Here is an 18,103-nt window from a genome sequence, read left to right as displayed (position 1 = left end):
GTGCCCCATTTACTTATCTTCGTAACCATTTGGATGCTTAGTCTTCCAGGTCCAAGCGGTTTTAATGATTTCTTCAACGTTATCAAACTGTGGTTTCCAACCAAGAACTTCTCTCGCCTTGTCAGAGTTAGCAATCAAGGTATCAGGATCACCACCACGTCTTGCGTCAATTTCAACCGGAATCTTCTTACCAGTAACCTTTCGAGCGGCATCAACGATCTGTTTATTAGAAAAACCAGTTGATGAGCCGAGGTTAAAGATGTTACTTGGATTACCCTTTTCCAGATACTTCATGGCTAAAATATGAGCGTCCGCTAAATCAAGGACGTGCACGTAATCACGAACGTTGGTCCCGTCTGGCGTGTCATAGTCATCCCCAAAAATCTTCATGGTATCCTGCTGACCTGCAGCCACCTTTAAGACGATGGGAATTAAATGGGTTTCTGGATGATGATCCTCCCCAATGGAACCGTCTTCCTTGGCTCCAGCAGCGTTAAAGTATCTAAGAGCAACAAACTTAATTCCGTAAGCTTCATCAACCCACTTCATAATGTGCTCCATGATTAACTTGCTTTCACCATAAGGGTTGATGGGGTCTTTTCGGTCTTTTTCATAGATTGGAATTCGCTCTGGATTACCATAAGTAGCAGCTGTGGAAGAAAAGACCAGGTACTTAATTCCGGCTTTCTTCATTGACTCCAACAGCTTAATCATCCCAATCACGTTGTTATCAAAATACTTCAAAGGATCCTTCATTGATTCGGGAACCAGTGAGAAAGCATCCATGTGGATTACAGCATCGATATTTTCCTTAGCGAAAACGTCATCCAAAAAGTCAGAATCACGAGTATCCCCCTCATAAAACTTGGCCTTTGGATTAACGGCCTTGCGGTGTCCCGTTGACAAATTATCAACCACTACAACATCGTAACCTTTATTAATTAATTGATCGACCATGTGTGAGCCAATGTATCCAGCTCCTCCAGCAACTAATACAGCCATCTTAATTACCTCCTATTTATCTAATAAATCATCATATTGAGTATTTTTTTCGAAAAATTTAACGGCAAAGGAACAAACTGGTTTGATTAAATCATGGTTTTCTTTGGCGTAATCAATCATTACCATAATTAACTTTCCAGCTAAACCCTGGCCACGATAACTTGGGTTCACAAATGTTTCGTTAATGGAGACTACTCCATTATCTTCAGTAAAAGTAACTTCAGCAATTAAATCACCATGGACATCGTTAGCATAGAAACGGCCTGGTTCATAATCAAATTTCATTTGTCTCACCACCTTAGCGTAAGTATATCACAGTCTTGACATCAATATAAAGGCGCTTACATTGACGGAGTGTCGGACTTTAATTATAATCCATATTAGAAGTTACAATTCAAACTATTCGACGTGGAAAAATTATTTCCAGGAGGAAAATTATGAGTGCAACAGATACTAAACAGGAATATGATAACTGGGTTTCTCAAGAAGATATGCCGGCAGAATTAAAAATCGATTTGGCCAAAATGAGAAACGATTCGGAACAAATTGAAGACGCTTTTGGGTCATCACTTTCATTTGGAACGGCCGGAATGCGTGGAACGCTCGGTGCTGGAACGAACCGGATGAACGTTTATACCGTTAGACAAGCCACTGAGGGTCTCGCCCAATTGATGGACACCCTTGATCCTGAGGTAAAAAAGCGTGGGGTTGTTATTAGTTTTGATCCCCGATACAACTCGCAACTTTTTGCTCACGAAGCGGCTCGGGTACTTGGTGCTCACGGCATCAAGACGTTTGTTTTTGATGACATTCGCCCAACTCCGGAACTTTCGTTTGCTGTGCGTCACTTACACACTTACGCCGGAATCATGATTACCGCTAGTCACAATCCAAAACAATACAATGGTTACAAGATTTACGGTGAAGATGGTGGTCAAATGCCACCCAAAGAATCCGATCTAATAACTACTTACATCCGCAAGGTCAACGACCTCTTCAAAATTCCAGTTTCAGAGGAAAAGGACCTTAGAAAGGATGGGCTCATGAGTATCGTTGGTGAAAATGTCGACGTTCCTTATCTAGAAGCCGTTCAAACGGTCAACGTGAACCATGACCTGATTAATAAGGTAGGAAAAGACCTGAAGTTTGTCTACACTCCCCTTCATGGGACTGGTAAAATTGTTGCTAGACGGGCACTCTCAGACGCTGGGTTCAAGAACTACGACGCGGTTGTTGAACAAACCATCGCCGACCCTGAATTTCCTACTACACCATTTCCTAATCCAGAATTCCCGCAAACCTTCGATCTTGCCATTAAATTGGGTAAAAAAGAAGATGCGGACGTTCTGATTGCGACCGACCCTGACGCTGACCGTTTGGGAGCCGCCGTTAGACAACCCGATGGTGAGTACAAACTCATGACTGGAAACCAAATTGCCAGTGTTCTTTTAAATTATATTCTTCAAGCCAAAAAAGACGCTGGTACCCTTCCAAAGGATGGAGTAGTGGTCAAATCAATCGTTTCAACTGAACTCGCCACCGATATTGCCAAGAATTACGGGATCGAGATGAAGAACGTCCTAACCGGCTTCAAGTTTATTGCGGAACAAATCAAAAACTTTGAACAAAATCACGATCATACCTTCCTCTTTGGATTTGAAGAAAGCTACGGTTATCTTATCAAACCGTTTGTAAGAGATAAGGACGCCATTCAGTCAACCCTACTACTTGCTGAAGTTGCTGCTTACTACCGGGAAAAGGGGATGACCCTGTACGACGGTCTTCAGGATATCTACAAGAAGTACGGTTACTTTAGAGAAAAGACCATCTCCAAGGAATTCGATGGTCTAGAGGGTAAATCCAAGATGGCCGCAATCATGAAAGACTTTAGAGACCATCCCATGACAACATTCAATGGCGCCAAGGTGATTAAGCTTGAAGACTTCCAGACTTCCACCACGACGATGGCTGATGGTTCAACCCAAAAAATTGAGTTACCACAATCGAACGTTTTAAAGTATTGGCTTGATGATGGGACTTGGCTTGCAATTCGTCCTTCTGGAACTGAACCCAAGATCAAGTTTTACATCGGGGTTAAAGCTGATACAGCAAAGGCAGCTGATCAAAAACTCGAGAGCTACACTCAAGCCGTTGACGATGAACTATTAAATAAATAATTTTAAGCAAACAAAAACTGGACTCGTTTGAGTCCAGTTTTTTGATACTTTCATTTAGTTACTGGTTCATCAGCATTAACAAGTGCGACCGTGTACACTTTTTCAACTTTAAATTCCTTAATGGCCTTCTCACTACGCCAGAACATCTGGATCGCAGCATGACCAGTTGTTCCCTGGCGCATATCACGCCGCATTCCCGTAACATAATCAGAAACATACGTAATCATCTTAATCAACTGCGCAATTAAGGAGGCCAACTTTGATTTTTTGGGTGCGTCCATTCTTTTTAACAATTTAATCGAATAAGCGCATTTTTCAAGCAAGTTATCGTCATTGACTAGGTCACCAATCGCAAACGCAAATGAATTCTCAACGGTGTAACCATCACCACGATAATGAACTAACCCGGAGTTATCTTTAAAACTATTAACAACTGTTTCAAGGTATTTTCCTTCGTTATCAATGAATTGAACGTTATCGGCCAGTTTCGAATCCGAAAGGCTCGGGGTCTCCTTATCCGTCAAATTACTAAACCAACTTTTTAAGCTCAAATTGCCAACCCCTTTCTGATGTTTGGTTTGTGAATTATTACTTTCATTATATCATTAGCTGTAAGCGCTTACCAATAGTAACTTTCTCTCGGTAAAATCATTGGTTTGTTAATTCCTGCTTACATAACCAATTAACAATGATGTATCATTATTATCATAATGATAAATTAAGGAGTGAATCACATGAAAATTGGAGTATTAGGTGCCGGCCATATGGGCAGCGCCATCATTAAAGGACTTGTCAACAAATATAACGCGAGTGACGTTTTAGTAAAGGGTCATCACGTAACCGATGAGCTTAAAAACTTCTCAAAAGACCTTGGCTTCACAATTGTCACCGATGATTTTCCAAGTGACTTAAACGTCCTATTTGTAACAACTCCCGCACCAATCACAGTGGCAGTGCTGAAGAACACCAAATTGCCAGACCAAACTGTGATCGTTTCAGCGGCCCAGGGGGTTAGTGAACAAGCCATTAATGACGTGCACCAAAACAACTCAGTGGTTTGTATCGTACCTAACATCCCGGTTGCCGTGAACGCCGGTTGCATCGCCGTTGGTAAATCTAAGAATGCTAATGAAGCAGACGTTAAGTCGGCTTTAGACGTTGTCACTAACCTAGGAACGCTCATTAAAACCAGCAACCAAAACCTTGGCATCGTGGGAACGGTTGCTGGATGTGGCCCAGCTTTTGTCGACGTCTTCATGGACGCCTTAGCTGACGCCGCCGTTCAAAATGGCCTTGACCGTGAGACCGCCTTTAAGGTCGCTGCAAGTATGGTTCAAGGCAGTGGCAAATTAGCACTCGATACTGGCATTTCACCGGCAACTTTGAAAGACCAAGTTACCTCACCTGGTGGTTCTACCATTCGTGGGGTGGTTACTTTAGACGCCACCGGCTTTAGAAATGCCGTCAACAAGGCGGTTAGCGACGCCAACAAATAAAATACGGTAATGGAGGAAATTATTTGGATTCAAAAGTAAGCTTAAAAACCAAAATCGCGATCCTCGCCACCGCGTTACTATCATTTTGTGGAATTCTATTAGAAACTTCAATGAACGTTACGTTTCCAGAACTCTCACAAATTTTTCACATTTCGTTAAACTTAGTTCAGTGGATTTCAACTGGATACCTACTAGTCGTTACCATTACCATGGCAACGACGGCATACCTCCTAAAGAAATTCCCACTAAAAAACATTTTCGTCTTTGCGGTCACCGCGTTTATCCTTGGTGATATTTTGTGTGCGGTCGCACCCAACTTCTGGCTCCTATTAGTCGGACGATTAATTCAAGCAGCTGCCACCGGAATCTCACTTCCGATGATGTATCAAATCATTTTTGCTGAAGTACCCCGACCAAAAATCGGCTTTTATACTGGAATTGCTTCAATGGTTATCTCACTAGCTCCCGCACTGGGACCAACTTACGGGGGAACGCTATCATCACTACTTTCATGGCGTTACATCTTCATCGTGGCTTTCCCAATCGTCCTAATTACCCTGTTTATCGGACTTAAGAGCATTGATCTTAAAGCTCCGGGAATCTCCAAACGATTTGATTTCGTTAGCTTTGCCCTCTTGATCGTGACCCTATTTTCATTTGTTTGGGGTGCTAACCAGTTTGGCGTCAAGGGTGCAACGTTTATGAGTGGCTTCATTCCCATCGTCATTGGATTAATCACCTTAGTCTTATTTATCTACCTCAATGGTCATGGTGATTCACAGCTAATGTCGCTTCACCCACTCAAGATCCCCACGGTTTCACTGAACGCCGTGAACTACTTCTTGTTGATGTTCATTAATATTGGGGCGTCATTCGTAATTCCAATTTACGCTGAGACGGTTCTTCATACCAGTGCCATGGTTGCCGGACTGATTCTGCTGCCAGGTTCAATCATTGGTGGCCTCATTTCGCCATTTGCGGGAGGCGCTTATGACCGGTTCGGAGCCTTTAAACCAATCATGATTGGGATGGTTCTGCTGTCAATCGCCACGTTCTTGTTTAGTTCCATGACGGCGGCCTTCACGGTGGTCGTATTGACGCTGTTATTCACACTTTTACGAATTGGATTTAACTGTGCGTTCTCCTGTACCATTACCAATGCTCAAGAAACCGCACCACAATCTGATTCAGCCGACGTGAACTCGCTCTTCAACATGCTCCAACAATACGCTGGTTCAATCGGTACCAGCGTCCTAGCAACGATCTACGCCTTTAACCAGAACCAGGCTCACAGTGCTGCCCAATACGTCTCAAAGACGGTCATGGGTGGTCACATGGACTTCTTACTACTGTTCGTACTGGCCGTTTTCGGCTTAATCCTTGCACTAGTTAACTGGACCATTCAAAGAAATCACCTTGCCAAAAATGCATAACAATCAAGCAATTAAGAAACTTGCTCCCAACCTTCACCATTTAACTACGGAACAGGAACAATTAATTCATCAAATTGAACAATTTATTAAGCAAAGAATCGATCAAAAACAACCGTCCATTTTCACGATCTTTGGAGATGCTGGAACGGGTAAAAGTGTCATTTTGAGTCAACTCTTTTTCAAACTTCAACAAGCCGCAAAGAAAAAAGGCAAGCTTCATGACACTAAGAACTACTTCTTAGTTAACCATCCAGAAATTTTGAAGGTTTACAAACAAATTGCTGGATCCGAAGATAATGTTTTAAAAAAGAACTTTATGCGTCCTACCTCATTTATTAACCAAATGCACAAGCGAAACGAACGTGCTGACGTTGTGATTGTTGATGAGGCCCATTTACTACTGTCTTCACCAGACCATTACAATAATTTCTATCAGAAAAACCAGTTAGAAGAAATCATTAAGTCAAGCAAGGTCGTCATTGCCGTCTTTGACATGAATCAGGTACTACGAACCAAGTGTTACTGGGACAAGCAACGTTTAAACAAACTACTTGAGCCCTACTATCACGAAAGCTATCAACTGACTCATCAGTTTCGCATGACCGCTAAACCAGACCTTGTTCATTGGATCAATGAATTTACGGCGGGCGAACTACTGCCAATCCCCAAGGACGCTGATACTGGTTACGACTTTCAAATCTTTGATGACGCTGAAAAAATGCGTCAAGCGATTGTGAAGAAAAACGATGAGGTGGGCTTATCCCGAATTGTTTCGACCACCGGCTATCCATCAACTTTAGATGGCGGAAAACATTACATCAAAGAACTTGGTGGTTTCAAAATGCCGTGGGATCAGTACAATTACACCAGTACTCCGTGGGCGGAAATTCCTCAAACCATCAATGAAGTTGGCTCCATTTACACCTGTCAGGGATTTGATTTGAACTACGTTGGCATTATTTTAGGTCCACCAATCTATCTTGACCCTAAAGATCATCGCGTAAAGGTTGACTTAAAAAAGCAAACCGATGTTGAAAGCAAAAAACACCGAAAAGACGTCACAGATCCGAAAAAATTTGCACAAATAAGGCGGCAAATCATCCTGAACTCCGTGAATGTGTTGATGAAGCGCGGTGTCTTTGGGACTTTCATCTTTGCTCACGATCCGAAGATTAGAGAAGCATTGATGAAATCATTTCAAAAAATCAACCACTAAGTAAGTTCCATTTTAAAGATAATTAAGCTAAAAGGCCCCATAATGTTCGTATTTTGGGACCTTTTTGGTTGTTCTGATAAAAAAATTTACTTTTGTGTAACAAAATGTGCCATCAGTGCTAGTAATTTCCTTTCAATGCGTATAATCTAGTCATAACCCCAAAATACATTTTTTGGAGCTTATGATAAGGAGGACAATTTAATGGGATCAATCATTCAATTCAAAGACGTAGAAAAGTACTACGGCAAATTTCACGCGTTAACCAACATTAACCTTGATATTCACGAAGGTGAAAACGTTGTGTTGATCGGACCATCTGGATCGGGTAAATCAACTTTACTTAGAACCATTAATGGACTAGAGACCATTCAAGAGGGGCAACTAATTGTTGACGGAAAAGATCTGTCAAGCAACAAAACCAACCTCAATAAACTTAGAACTGACGTTGGGATGGTCTTTCAGCATTTCAACCTTTACAACAACAAAACCATCACCGAAAACATCACGCTGGCTCCACGAATCGTCTTAAAACGTCCTCAAGCTGAAAACGAAAAAGTAGCAAAGAAACTACTTGAACGAGTTAACCTACCAGAACAAGGAGCCAAATACCCAGCTCAATTATCCGGTGGTCAACAACAGCGAATTGCTATTGCTCGCTCCCTAGCAATGAATCCTAAGGTGTTGTTGTTTGACGAACCAACCTCTGCCCTTGATCCCGAGATGGTCGGAAGTGTGTTAGACATCATGCAAGACATCGCCAACACATCGGACATGACGACCCTCGTTGTTACTCATGAAATGGGCTTTGCCAGATCCGTTGCTGATCGCGTTATTTTCATGGCTGACGGGAAAATCTTGGAAAACTCTAAGACCGATGAATTCTTTGATCATCCTAAGACCGAACGAGCTCGCAAATTCCTATCACAAGTTGAACATAAATAAAAAGTGAGGTAGATTCCATGAGTAAATTTAAGTTAAAACGAGTGGGTTTGATTGCCTCCGTCATCTTAATTGTCATAATCATTGGTGGCATTTTCACCGGACTTGAGGCTAAGAAACATCAATCGGTCGCAACCAATGACTACGCCAGGATCAAGGACAGCCACGTCATGCACTGGGGAGTTAAGGGTGATACCAGACTATTTGGCTTAATCAGTCCCAAGACCGGTCAAAGTGAAGGATTTGATGTCGACATGGCACGCGCCGTCACCGCCCAAATGGCCAAGGACGCCGGAACGAAAATCAAGCCCGAATTCACTTCGGTCACCACTAACTCTAAAATCCAATTACTAAAAAACAATCAGGTTGAAGCAGTAGCCGCAACGATGACCATCACACCCGAGAGAGCCAAAGTGATTGACTTTACCAAACCGTATTTTCCAGCTGGCCAATCAATTCTGGTTAAAAAAGATTCCCCAATTAAGGACATTTCTCAGTTAAACAATCCTAAATACACCGTGATCACGACCATTGGAACCACTGCGATTCAAACCATGAAACAGTTTGCTCCAAAGGCGAAGGTCATCTCGATGCCAGATAATTCCCAGGCCTTAAGTGCTCTTGAATCTGGTCAGGGTGTGGCTGTGACTACCGATAACGCCATTCTATATGGTCTAGCTGATCAAAATCGTTCCACCAAGGTTGTTGGAAAACCATTCACTAATCAACCCTACGGATTAGCAATGAACAAGCACCAACCTAAACTGAAGGCCGCCATGGATAAAGCTTTAGAACAGGTCATTTCCGACGGAACTTACAACAAGCTGATTAAGAAATGGTTCTCAAACGTGCCTGGATTAGATTGGAGGAGTCTTGAAAAATGATAAATATCTTTCTTGAAAATTGGAAAACTCTTCTAGACGGCTTCTGGATTACCATCCTATCCTCAATCATTGGATTAGTTGGATCACTAGTCCTGGGGACCATCTTTGCCCTTCTAGAAATGGCTCCAAATAAACTACTTAAATTCATCGGAAGTGCGTTTGTCGAATTCTTTAGAAACATCCCACTTCTGGTCATTACCCTGTTCTTCTACGTGGTGGTCGCCGCTGATTTTCACATTTCTGGATTTTGGTCTGGGACCATTGGATTAATCCTCTATACGTCTGCGTTTATCGCTGAGTGTATTAGAGGTGGCGTTGATTCAGTTGATTCGGGCCAGATGGAAGGTGCCAGAGCGAACGGATTAACGTACACTCAAGCTATGATTCAGGTGGTCTTACCCCAAGGATTCAAACTGGCGATCCCATCACTTGGAAATCAGTTCATTAACCTGGTTAAAAACTCATCAATTCTGTCATTTGTGGCCGGATTCGATTTGATGTACCAGGCCAACGTTATCTCTGGTGAAAATCTTGATCCGTTTAACACCTACATCATCGTTGGAATTTTGTACCTCATCATTACCGTCTCTGTTTCCAAATGCATGAGCGTGATTGAGCGCAAAGTGAACGGAGGTGTCACACAATGAGTGGAGCATTTAGTTTAATTAACATGCACTATTTACTGGGTGGTCTAGTCGTTACCATTCTGGTATCAGTGATTTCAATTATTATTAGTTTTATCCTAGGAACTCTAATCGGAATTATCCTATTTGAAAAAGTTCCCTACTTTACCAAAACGGTTCGTTTCATTTCCAACACCATCAGAAATCTTCCTTTACTGCTTCTTATCTTCTTCACCTTCTTCGCTTTACCAAAGTTAGGGGTGGAGTTGAATTCCTTTGCGGCCACGGTCGTTGCCATGTCGGTCTTTGAAGCCAGCATGGTTGGTGAGATTATCCGTGGTGGCTTACTCTCAGTTGGAGTTGACCAGGCTGAAGGTGCCCTTTCAACCGGGATGAATAAGGCCCAAACGTTATGGCACATCCTGTTGCCACAGGCCCTAAAGAAGTCCATTCCACCACTGATTTCCCAATTCATTTCACTAGTTAAGGATACTTCGTTAGCAACCGCCATTGTCCTTCCAGAACTAACCTTTAGGTCTCAGGTCATCTACGGTCAGAACCCTAATTACATGATCCCGATGTTTGTCACGATTGCCATTATGTACTTCATTATTAACTACGGACTCTCCTTACTTGCAAAATGGTTCGACAAAAGAATGGTTTAGCCTGCACAAATTGCTTCCCTTTCCCTTGATTTTGAGCTACATTGGATGAGGGCATATGGGAGGTTAATGCATGTTGACAAACAAAATTAAAATCACAGCAACAATGACGAGTAAGAATCAAATTACGATTCCAAAAACCGTCCGTGACATTCTCAATCTTAAGCAAAACGACCAACTGGAATTTACAATTCAAAAAGATGGTTCGGTAACAATGGCACCTAAAGAATCCTTTGAAGGGTTTTGGAAAATCGTTGAAGATCAGGAAAAGAAATACGGTAACGTCAGCAGTTCGGAACAAGATTGGGGCCCTGATCAGGGGTCGGAGGTTATCGATTAATGAATTATAAACAAGGTGAGATTTACTTCGTTAATCTTGAACCGGCACTTGGCACCGAAACCAAGAAAAAACGTCCGTGTCTGGTGGTTAGTAACAATCACTATAATCATCTAATGAACACGGTGATTGTAATCCCAATCAGTTCTTCCGCTAAGTACTTGGAAGAAAAGAAGTACGTGAAATCACCACTATACTTTCAGGTCAATAACAAAAACGTTCATGGGACTGCCATGCTTCAGCACGTCCGAACCGTGGACATGGAAGTTAGAAGTGAAACCAAGTTGGTCGCGAAATTAGACGATCGGGACATGCGGAAAATTACTAATAATATTAAACAGTTCTTTTAAAGGATACGAAAAAGAGGCCACACGAAGGTGTGACCTCTTTTTTATATGGATCCCTTCTAGTCAATTGACTAGAAAAGAAGACGCTGAGCTTCATTGCATGATAACGACTCCACAAAAGTCACATACAATTGGATAACTCTAATGCAACTTCATTTTTATTATAGCAATCAATTCGTCAATTTAGAATAAACCATGTTTTTTATTTATTCTAAATGATATAAAAAGCAGCGGACAACCTGTCTACTGCTTTCTTGTATTCATAAGTCATATGCAGATGGCATAGGTTGCAAAAATAAATATGTGGCTCAATTTTATTTTCGGATAAATAATTGTTCCAACAACATTTGGCCTACATCATTTAATGAAATGATTGTTTCTCATGAATTTAATCGATAATCTTAAATAAAGACATTTAAGTAATTAATTAAGGAGAACAACAATCATGAAGACCAAAGAACTTGTTTATGACGCGCTATTTGCCGCAATCGTCGTTGTGTTAGGCCTCTTTCCACCGCTGACACTGCCGTTTATCCCAGTTCCAATTACGCTACAAAGTATGGGCATCATGCTTCAGGGAAGTTTTCTAGGTAAGAAAAACGGCTTTCTAAGTGCCCTACTGGTAGTCATCCTGGTCTTAATTGGACTGCCAGTCCTTTCAGGTGGACGTGGCGGCTTAGGGATTTTAGCGGGTCCGACCGGTGGTTACTTCATCATTTGGCCCATTGCCGCCTTTCTTATTGGCTTCCTAGTTGAAAAATTGTGGAAGAAGATTAATTTCTGGAAGTATCTTGTTGCTAATGTCATCGGTGGTGTGATTTTAATCGACGTTTTTGGGGCCATGTACCTCTCAGTGATTGCCCACATGTCAGTAACGGCCTCACTAGTTTCAAACTTAGCCTTCATCCCTGGTGATATCATCAAAGCCGTGATCGTTAGTTTAATCTGTGCTTCCACCAAGAAAATTAGTCTGGTGTCACAACTCAAACATGAATAATTTTATCTTTGGCACATACGCAAACAATCATTCCTTCATGCAGCAATTAGATCCGCGAACCAAGCTCATTTTCATTACGCTCGTAACGATCACTTTCATGTGGTCAACCACGACCATTCAAATTGGAATCGGTGCTTTAGGACTAATTGGACTGTATCACTTGGCACACATCAAGGTAAGCATGGCACTTAGTTCCATCAAGCCCATTTTGTTCATTTTAGTGTTTATTTTAATTTATCATGGAATTTTTCCAACCAATCACGACTTGGATATTAATCAGATTAACGTTGGTGGTTGGCTTTATGGAAGCCAAATTTGCGTTAAAATCATTCTCCTACTTCTAGTGGGCGCCCTTTTATCGTTTACGACCAGTCCATCCGATTTATCGCAGGCAATCTCACGACTACTGAGACCATTAACTTATCTGCATCTACCTGTATCTGAGTTTTCGTTAATGATTACCCTCACCCTGCAGTTTATTCCCATCATTTTAGGTGAACTAAACGACCTGAAAGTTGCCCAAACCAGCCGTGGGGTTGACTTTACTTCATCAAAATTGACCAAGAAAATCAAACTCCACGTTCAACTCATTATTCCACTGTTGTACGCGGTCACAAACCACGCTAATAAGCTAGCCAATACTTTAGATGCCCGTGGCTACACGCCTAAATCCCAATCAACTAGATATCACGAAACCAAGTTTAGTATTCGAGATACTATCTTTGGCGGCGGTGTCATCATCTACTTAGCTTTAATTCTTACTTTAAGGTCATTTTAAAACTATCTTGAATCATCTTTTGGACCTGTTTTGAATCAACTTCACCAAGCACAACCGTAATCCAGTGCTCCTTGTTCATGTGATAAGCCGGTAAATATCCCTTAGACTGTTTTAAAAGTCCGGCAACATCTGGATCAAATTTCACGTCTAAGACATCGATCTCATCAGTCCCGTTTAATCCTAACTTATTTTGAGGCACGTTCATGACCAAGCCAAACCACTTCTGGTCATCTTTGTGACGAAAAGCCAAGTACTTTGGATATTCTTTAAAGGGCCGGTCTGGTTCCACGTCAAACTGCTTTTTAATGTATTTAACGACATCATCACGATTATTCATTTTAATTCCCTAATCCATTCTTGACCTGATACTCATGACTAAATTCAGAAACAGCTTTCATGGCGTTCATCACATCTGTCGGAGTTACCGATGCTGGTAAATTGGCCATGGTATCATTTGGATCACATGCTTGAGTGGCTGCCTTCATTAACTCTTCATCACTAGCTTCCCCTAACTTCAGATCCGCTAGCGTCGTTGGTAGGCCAAATTCAAGATCAAATTTCAAATACTTCTCAAATTGACGGTGATCAGAACCAGTCAGAACCAACTCACATAGGGTTCCAAAGGCGACCTTCTGTCCGTGAGATAACTGGTCAATCTCACCACTTAAAGCCGTAAAACCATTATAAATGGCGTGAGCAGCTGCTAATCCACCACTTTCAAAACCAATTCCACTAAGAAGCGTGTTGGCTTCAGCGACTTTATCAAGTTCGGAAGTAGCCGATCCAACCACGTTTGAAGCCACTGCTAAACTGCCATATTTAAACAACGTTTGTTCACACATTTGTCCAATCGCTTCGCCAGCAAGGGTGGATTTTCCACCCAGCATGTTCGTCCCGTTCGATTTTCGGGTGTCTGTCGCCTCAATGTTAGTCGCCATGGCATCAGCCATTCCTGAAATCAGAAACTTGACTGGCGCCTGACTAATCACCTTGGTATCAAGAATCACCATGTCGGGATTCTTCTTATAAAAACGATAGTGGTCAAATTGACCACTATCAGTGTAGATTACCGATAACCGCGAACATGGCGCATCCGTCGAGGCAATCGTTGGGGCAATCACTACAGTCGTGTTCAAGTTGTCAGCAATCGCTTTGGCACTATCGGACACCTTGCCACCACCCAGACCAATGACAATGTCATCATCGTTATTTTGCCCAATCTTAGTGACCCGATCAATCTCACTTTCAGATGATTCCCCGGCAAAATCAACGACGGTTACTTCAAAGTCATGTTGTTTCAAGTAATCAGCAAAGTCATTTCCAACCATTCTTAGTGCCGTCCCACTTGATAGAAGTAGCACCTTTTTCCCAAACTTACCAATTCGGTCCGCACTGTTCATTAATACATCTGAACCTTGGACATAATTACTAGGGCTTGCATATAATTCAACCATTTTTTACTCCTCCTTTAAACTGTCATAATTATATTATTCACAAATTAAGAAGTAAACCATTTGAAAAAGGCATAAGAAAAAGCCGAGACGCTTGTCCCGACTTTTTAGACTTGTTCATCTAAACTATTAAAATACTCAACCTTGATATCTTTATCAGTAATAATCAGCTTAGTGATACTACCGTTCTTAGCTGGTTCACCAATATCAAGCGCTGGATTATACCGATCAACAATGGAGCGAATGGTCATCCCATGAGAAACGATCAGAATCTTGTCACCATCCTTGGTGTTTTTTCGGATTCGATCAATTCCACGGTCAACTCGCTTCCAAAACGTCTTGTTGTCCTCCGCATTATTGTACAAATCGGCTCTGGCAATCAAATCACGAGCCTTTTCAAGACCAAAGTTTTTGAGAACCCCGGCTTCAGAAGTCGTCTTGACCTGTTCACCAACAAATTGCCACATCTGCTCCAAGTTTTCACCCTCAAAGTAGCCGTGGAACTGTTCCCGTAATTCGGGGAACTGATAACTAATGATGTTAATGTTATTGTTGTTGGCTTGCAAAATATGGTGGGCCGTTTGAATGGCTCGACCAGAATCACTACTAAAGGCCGCATCAAAATTGATGTCCTTCAATCGTTCACCAGCGTTATCGGCGTCCTCAAGTCCCTTTTTGGTCAAGGGTGAATCAATCCAACCTTGTACCTTGTTATAAAGATTCATATAAGTTTGTCCGTGTCGTACTAAGTATGCAGTTACTTTCATAATTTATTACCTCACTCGTTTCCTTAACTCTAACCCAATTATAACAAAAAACATTCCCAAAGTATTTTGGGAATGCTAATTTCTATTTATTTCGTTTTCGGTAGAATAGCCACTCGCAGAATGCCCCCAAAATTCCAACGAGGGTCAAAAGCAATCCCAGAATCAATCCTGGAGTACGATAATGGAAGTGAAGGGTGTGTTTACCGGGCTTTAATTTTATCCCAGTAAGGCCGTCAGCAACCATCAAGGTCTTGACTTTCTTACCATTCTCAGTCACGTGCCATCCCTTGTCATAAGGAATACTCAATAAGAGCACGTTGCGCTTTGAACTCGTCTTAACGTGACCAGTGAAATCGGCTCCTGAAAGTTTCAGGTTTTCAGGATGATCCACCCTCAGCTTGTATGGCTGAGTTTCGTTAACAAATTGATTGAAAGCCACACCGTCTAAGCCAGAGAAGCTCTTTAATAGACTCTTCTCCTTCAGACTATTAGAAGAAATAATCTTAACCGTAAATTTCTGTCCTTTATCAAAATGACCTAACTTAACGTTTTCAGTCCCGATCATCCGGTATCTTTCAGGAATCTTCTTGCCATTCACAAAGATTTTATCCTTGTAGAGGTTGGCCTGACTCAGATACATGTATTGGTTACCGGAAATAACCGGATTAACCGTCAAATTATACTTGTATCCGTCCACCGTATCCATTTGTCTAGTATCGTATGGATCAACCGTCTGATAACGGTACTTACCAGAATTATTAACGGTAACCTGAGCCTTATGCATGAACTTCTTCTTGGTTCCGGACTCGTCTTGAACGAAACGATTCAAGTTCTTAAAAACATGACCCTTGTTTAGTTTGGTCTTAACAATCCGATCAGAAACCGCATAGCCCAGTCCACTATAGCGTTCATTCTTTTTATTGATCGTCTGACCATTTTTCAAAATGGTTAACCGATTAGTAACTCCAAGTAGTTGGTCGGTAATCGGCGAACTACCAATCACGCTAACCCGGCGCACGTTTCTTGACGATAATCCCAGATTAGAAAGGACTGCTTGAGTATGCATGTTTAAAGTTGAACTATAGCCACTTACCCCACGGTAATTAAAGATAATTCCATCATTATACTGGTTGTAATCCTGATCAAAGATCCCACTGTACAGTTGATTATTCACGTCATTACGATGGAACGTCGTTTGATTCTTCTTATTATCAACTTTTTGGTCAATAATGCCTTTAGACTGGTTATAGGCATTTTCAAATTTTTTCTGATTCCCAAACATTGCAGGAGCATTCCTAAACGCATCAATCCGTCGTCCCTGAAGGGAAAGATAGAGGTTAACTCCCATCTCAACACACAGGACTGCGAAAAGCAGGTACCAAATCTTTTTGCCGTAGCGATTCGTTGCCATTAACAACAACGTGGTTACTAAGACAAAGATTAAAGCATAAATTAAGTGGGAATTCCCAGCAATAAGCTGAATGCCATACTGATGCATGTGGTTAAATAAGGCAACCAAATCGCCACAACCGTACCCAATTACTAACAGGAAGGAAACGATTAAACCAGCGTTTTTAACAACTCGATTGTCCTTAAACGCTCCGTTAATGTAAGCTTCATAGGCAAACATGATGGTCACAAAACCGAACATGAAGGCTTCTCGATACGGGAATCCAGCTGGATTTTGAAACATGTGCCAAATAGTGTTGAAAGTGGTAATCCACATCCCGACGAAAATTGCCCCAACTAGCCAGAAGGAAGCGTGTTTCTGTCGTTTCGTAATCTTCTTCGATAACCAGAACACCAAGAGGCCCATGATGAAGATCGTGCCCACAAAGATACTGGGATCATGGGACAAACGACCCATAAAGTTATTGGCTCCCACCCCAAGATTAACAAAAACAGCAGGACTAAACCTTGGATAAGGCAGAAAGTCCCAGATCTTGAATAATCCCTTACTGGTTGAAAGCATCCCCACAATTGATGGAATCAACATGAAACACGACAACAGGGCGGCAATGATCGAACTAACGACGTACTTACACGTCATGGAACCATGAACCTTTAAGTAATGCCAAAACCCAGTTTTAGCTGGACGGTTCAAAAAGACGAGGTAGACAAAATAGATCAAAGAGTAAATACACAGCATATAGCCCATGTAGTAATTCATGATAATGATGGCCGTCAAAGCGACGACGTATCCGCCCCATTTCCCCTTATAAAACAGTCGTTCAATTCCAAGGGTTAAAAGCGGTAGAATCATTAAGGCCTCAAGCCACATGAAATCATAAAAGTAGAGGGCAACGTAACCACTCAAACTGTATGCTACGGCAGCCATGATTTGCATCATGTCCTGTCTGTGATACTTTACCTTCAAAAAGAAGGCCATTGACCAACCAATTAGTCCGATCTTAATCAAAATGATGATTGAGATCAGAATTGGCATGTGAACCACACTGAACCATGAAACCAATAAGTTCAGAGGACTCATTAAATAGTAAGTGTAGATCGGAACGGTATTATCACCAATCGAGACCAAAAACGAGTATGCACTAAAGGTATGATGGAGCATTTGATCACGAAGTAACTTAAAAAATGGCATGTACTGCGTGAGCAAATCACTGATAAGTAGATTATGGTTACCAAATGGTGTTATTCCGTAAATTGCGAAGACGATGGAAGCCACTACGACCGGAATGATAAAAGCGGCCGCGTAGTATTTCCAAACATGCATTTTCTTTTTCATAGCTAAAAAATCCCTCGATATTAATATTTGTAAAATTATGTAACCACAGTTCATTGTATTATATTTTTGTGACGTAACCTAACAAATGTGACAATTCTTTAGGAATAATTTGTTAGTTCAATCATTTAACGCTAGCGTCTTTGACAAAACCAGCTAGCTTTCATAACTAGGATACGTCAATTATTCCAATTAACTTCCCTTAAAGTTAAATATCTCCCTAAATTACGTCATTTAACATTTCAATGGTG

19 protein-coding genes are annotated in these 18,103 nt (G+C 41.6%); 12 read left to right on the top strand and 7 right to left on the bottom strand.

From position 1 onward, the window contains the following. Positions 1 to 9 precede the first annotated feature (9 nt). Together galE and AC6UDG_RS01635 are read right to left on the bottom strand one after the other, a co-directional pair. On the bottom strand, positions 10 to 1,002 hold the full coding sequence (galE, locus tag AC6UDG_RS01640; protein ID WP_500693389.1) for a UDP-glucose 4-epimerase GalE: 993 nt from the start codon (positions 1,000 to 1,002) through the stop codon (positions 10 to 12). A 12-nt stretch (positions 1,003 to 1,014) separates the two neighbouring features. Next, positions 1,015 to 1,287 carry a GNAT family N-acetyltransferase gene (locus tag AC6UDG_RS01635; protein WP_500696433.1) on the bottom strand — a complete coding sequence of 91 codons (273 nt, stop codon included), beginning with the start codon at positions 1,285 to 1,287 and terminating at the stop codon, positions 1,015 to 1,017. A gap of 152 nt (positions 1,288 to 1,439) precedes the next feature. On the opposite strand from AC6UDG_RS01635, the gene AC6UDG_RS01630 reads away from it, so the two are divergent. Beyond that, positions 1,440 to 3,179 (top strand): phospho-sugar mutase, encoded by a 1,740-nt coding sequence (locus tag AC6UDG_RS01630; RefSeq protein WP_500693387.1) that lies wholly within the window; start codon positions 1,440 to 1,442, stop codon positions 3,177 to 3,179. A gap of 50 nt (positions 3,180 to 3,229) precedes the next feature. On the opposite strand, the gene AC6UDG_RS01625 is transcribed toward AC6UDG_RS01630, so the two are convergent. Further along, a complete protein-coding gene (locus AC6UDG_RS01625) occupies positions 3,230 to 3,730 on the bottom strand; it encodes a hypothetical protein (RefSeq protein ID WP_500693386.1) in 501 nt (166 codons plus the stop codon). Positions 3,731 to 3,913: 183 nt separating this feature from the next. On the opposite strand from AC6UDG_RS01625, the gene AC6UDG_RS01620 reads away from it, so the two are divergent. The 11 genes from AC6UDG_RS01620 (at position 3,914) to AC6UDG_RS01570 (ending at position 12,891) form a co-directional block, all read left to right on the top strand. Further along, complete coding sequence (locus tag AC6UDG_RS01620) at positions 3,914 to 4,675, top strand: pyrroline-5-carboxylate reductase family protein (protein ID WP_500706236.1); 762 nt, start codon at positions 3,914 to 3,916, stop codon at positions 4,673 to 4,675. A gap of 23 nt (positions 4,676 to 4,698) precedes the next feature. Continuing rightward, the gene (locus AC6UDG_RS01615; RefSeq protein ID WP_500706235.1) at positions 4,699 to 6,108 is read left to right on the top strand and encodes an MFS transporter; all 1,410 of its coding nucleotides are present in this window, start codon (positions 4,699 to 4,701) and stop codon (positions 6,106 to 6,108) included. After that, positions 6,101 to 7,324, top strand: coding sequence for a DUF2075 domain-containing protein (locus AC6UDG_RS01610; protein WP_500706346.1), 1,224 nt, complete (start codon positions 6,101 to 6,103; stop codon positions 7,322 to 7,324). Before AC6UDG_RS01615 ends, AC6UDG_RS01610 begins: the two co-directional genes overlap by 8 nt. A 201-nt stretch (positions 7,325 to 7,525) precedes the next feature. Continuing rightward, positions 7,526 to 8,266 carry an amino acid ABC transporter ATP-binding protein gene (locus AC6UDG_RS01605; protein WP_500706234.1) on the top strand — a complete coding sequence of 247 codons (741 nt, stop codon included), beginning with the start codon at positions 7,526 to 7,528 and terminating at the stop codon, positions 8,264 to 8,266. Positions 8,267 to 8,283: 17 nt separating this feature from the next. Further along, entirely contained in the window at positions 8,284 to 9,147 is an 864-nt protein-coding gene (locus AC6UDG_RS01600; RefSeq protein WP_500706233.1) for a transporter substrate-binding domain-containing protein, read from the top strand. Then, complete coding sequence (locus tag AC6UDG_RS01595; RefSeq protein WP_500706232.1) at positions 9,144 to 9,794, top strand: amino acid ABC transporter permease; 651 nt, start codon at positions 9,144 to 9,146, stop codon at positions 9,792 to 9,794. Before AC6UDG_RS01600 ends, AC6UDG_RS01595 begins: the two co-directional genes overlap by 4 nt. Beyond that, entirely contained in the window at positions 9,791 to 10,435 is a 645-nt protein-coding gene (locus AC6UDG_RS01590; protein ID WP_500693379.1) for an amino acid ABC transporter permease, read from the top strand. Before AC6UDG_RS01595 ends, AC6UDG_RS01590 begins: the two co-directional genes overlap by 4 nt. Before the next feature lie 70 nt (positions 10,436 to 10,505). Then, positions 10,506 to 10,772: an AbrB/MazE/SpoVT family DNA-binding domain-containing protein gene (locus AC6UDG_RS01585; RefSeq protein ID WP_500693378.1), complete on the top strand. Its 267-nt coding sequence runs from the start codon at positions 10,506 to 10,508 to the stop codon at positions 10,770 to 10,772. Beyond that, entirely contained in the window at positions 10,772 to 11,119 is a 348-nt protein-coding gene (locus tag AC6UDG_RS01580; protein WP_500693377.1) for a type II toxin-antitoxin system PemK/MazF family toxin, read from the top strand. Before AC6UDG_RS01585 ends, AC6UDG_RS01580 begins: the two co-directional genes overlap by 1 nt. 442 nt (positions 11,120 to 11,561) lie before the next feature. Then, positions 11,562 to 12,113 (top strand): biotin transporter BioY, encoded by a 552-nt coding sequence (locus tag AC6UDG_RS01575; protein WP_500706231.1) that lies wholly within the window; start codon positions 11,562 to 11,564, stop codon positions 12,111 to 12,113. Further along, positions 12,106 to 12,891, top strand: a complete 786-nt coding sequence (locus AC6UDG_RS01570) for an energy-coupling factor transporter transmembrane component T family protein (RefSeq protein WP_500706230.1) — start codon at positions 12,106 to 12,108, stop codon at positions 12,889 to 12,891. The genes AC6UDG_RS01575 and AC6UDG_RS01570 overlap by 8 nt, the downstream gene beginning before the upstream one ends. On the opposite strand, the gene AC6UDG_RS01565 is transcribed toward AC6UDG_RS01570, so the two are convergent. The 4 genes from AC6UDG_RS01565 to AC6UDG_RS01550 all read right to left on the bottom strand — a co-directional run bounded on the left by AC6UDG_RS01565 (position 12,872) and on the right by AC6UDG_RS01550 (position 17,855). After that, complete coding sequence (locus tag AC6UDG_RS01565) at positions 12,872 to 13,228, bottom strand: MmcQ/YjbR family DNA-binding protein (RefSeq protein ID WP_500706229.1); 357 nt, start codon at positions 13,226 to 13,228, stop codon at positions 12,872 to 12,874. The two genes, AC6UDG_RS01570 and AC6UDG_RS01565, sit on opposite strands and share 20 nt — an antisense overlap. 1 nt (position 13,229) lies before the next feature. Continuing rightward, entirely contained in the window at positions 13,230 to 14,345 is a 1,116-nt protein-coding gene (locus AC6UDG_RS01560; RefSeq protein WP_500706228.1) for a glycerol dehydrogenase, read from the bottom strand. Between the two features lie 104 nt (positions 14,346 to 14,449). After that, positions 14,450 to 15,109, bottom strand: a complete 660-nt coding sequence (locus tag AC6UDG_RS01555; RefSeq protein WP_500693372.1) for a histidine phosphatase family protein — start codon at positions 15,107 to 15,109, stop codon at positions 14,450 to 14,452. 82 nt (positions 15,110 to 15,191) lie between these two features. Further along, positions 15,192 to 17,855 carry a YfhO family protein gene (locus AC6UDG_RS01550; RefSeq protein ID WP_500706227.1) on the bottom strand — a complete coding sequence of 888 codons (2,664 nt, stop codon included), beginning with the start codon at positions 17,853 to 17,855 and terminating at the stop codon, positions 15,192 to 15,194. Between the last annotated feature and the right edge of the window lie 248 nt (positions 17,856 to 18,103).

Source organism: Fructilactobacillus sp. X2R1C1 (assembly GCF_059901435.1).
Note: the sequence above shows the minus strand (reverse complement) of the source record. Positions and strands in the feature narration are given on the sequence as shown.

What these genes read in the sequence shown, in the direction of transcription:
- galE (WP_500693389.1), bottom strand. Translation starts at nt 1,002, where the DNA reads ATGGCTGTATTAGTTGCTGGAGGAGCTGGATACATTGGCTCACACATG.
- AC6UDG_RS01635 (WP_500696433.1), bottom strand. Translation starts at nt 1,287, where the DNA reads ATGAAATTTGATTATGAACCAGGCCGTTTCTATGCTAACGATGTCCAT.
- AC6UDG_RS01630 (WP_500693387.1), top strand. Translation starts at nt 1,440, where the DNA reads ATGAGTGCAACAGATACTAAACAGGAATATGATAACTGGGTTTCTCAA.
- AC6UDG_RS01620 (WP_500706236.1), top strand. Translation starts at nt 3,914, where the DNA reads ATGAAAATTGGAGTATTAGGTGCCGGCCATATGGGCAGCGCCATCATT.
- AC6UDG_RS01610 (WP_500706346.1), top strand. Translation starts at nt 6,101, where the DNA reads ATGCATAACAATCAAGCAATTAAGAAACTTGCTCCCAACCTTCACCAT.
- AC6UDG_RS01605 (WP_500706234.1), top strand. Translation starts at nt 7,526, where the DNA reads ATGGGATCAATCATTCAATTCAAAGACGTAGAAAAGTACTACGGCAAA.
- AC6UDG_RS01600 (WP_500706233.1), top strand. Translation starts at nt 8,284, where the DNA reads ATGAGTAAATTTAAGTTAAAACGAGTGGGTTTGATTGCCTCCGTCATC.
- AC6UDG_RS01595 (WP_500706232.1), top strand. Translation starts at nt 9,144, where the DNA reads ATGATAAATATCTTTCTTGAAAATTGGAAAACTCTTCTAGACGGCTTC.
- AC6UDG_RS01590 (WP_500693379.1), top strand. Translation starts at nt 9,791, where the DNA reads ATGAGTGGAGCATTTAGTTTAATTAACATGCACTATTTACTGGGTGGT.
- AC6UDG_RS01585 (WP_500693378.1), top strand. Translation starts at nt 10,506, where the DNA reads ATGTTGACAAACAAAATTAAAATCACAGCAACAATGACGAGTAAGAAT.
- AC6UDG_RS01580 (WP_500693377.1), top strand. Translation starts at nt 10,772, where the DNA reads ATGAATTATAAACAAGGTGAGATTTACTTCGTTAATCTTGAACCGGCA.
- AC6UDG_RS01575 (WP_500706231.1), top strand. Translation starts at nt 11,562, where the DNA reads ATGAAGACCAAAGAACTTGTTTATGACGCGCTATTTGCCGCAATCGTC.
- AC6UDG_RS01570 (WP_500706230.1), top strand. Translation starts at nt 12,106, where the DNA reads ATGAATAATTTTATCTTTGGCACATACGCAAACAATCATTCCTTCATG.
- AC6UDG_RS01565 (WP_500706229.1), bottom strand. Translation starts at nt 13,228, where the DNA reads ATGAATAATCGTGATGATGTCGTTAAATACATTAAAAAGCAGTTTGAC.
- AC6UDG_RS01560 (WP_500706228.1), bottom strand. Translation starts at nt 14,345, where the DNA reads ATGGTTGAATTATATGCAAGCCCTAGTAATTATGTCCAAGGTTCAGAT.
- AC6UDG_RS01555 (WP_500693372.1), bottom strand. Translation starts at nt 15,109, where the DNA reads ATGAAAGTAACTGCATACTTAGTACGACACGGACAAACTTATATGAAT.
- AC6UDG_RS01550 (WP_500706227.1), bottom strand. Translation starts at nt 17,855, where the DNA reads ATGAAAAAGAAAATGCATGTTTGGAAATACTACGCGGCCGCTTTTATC.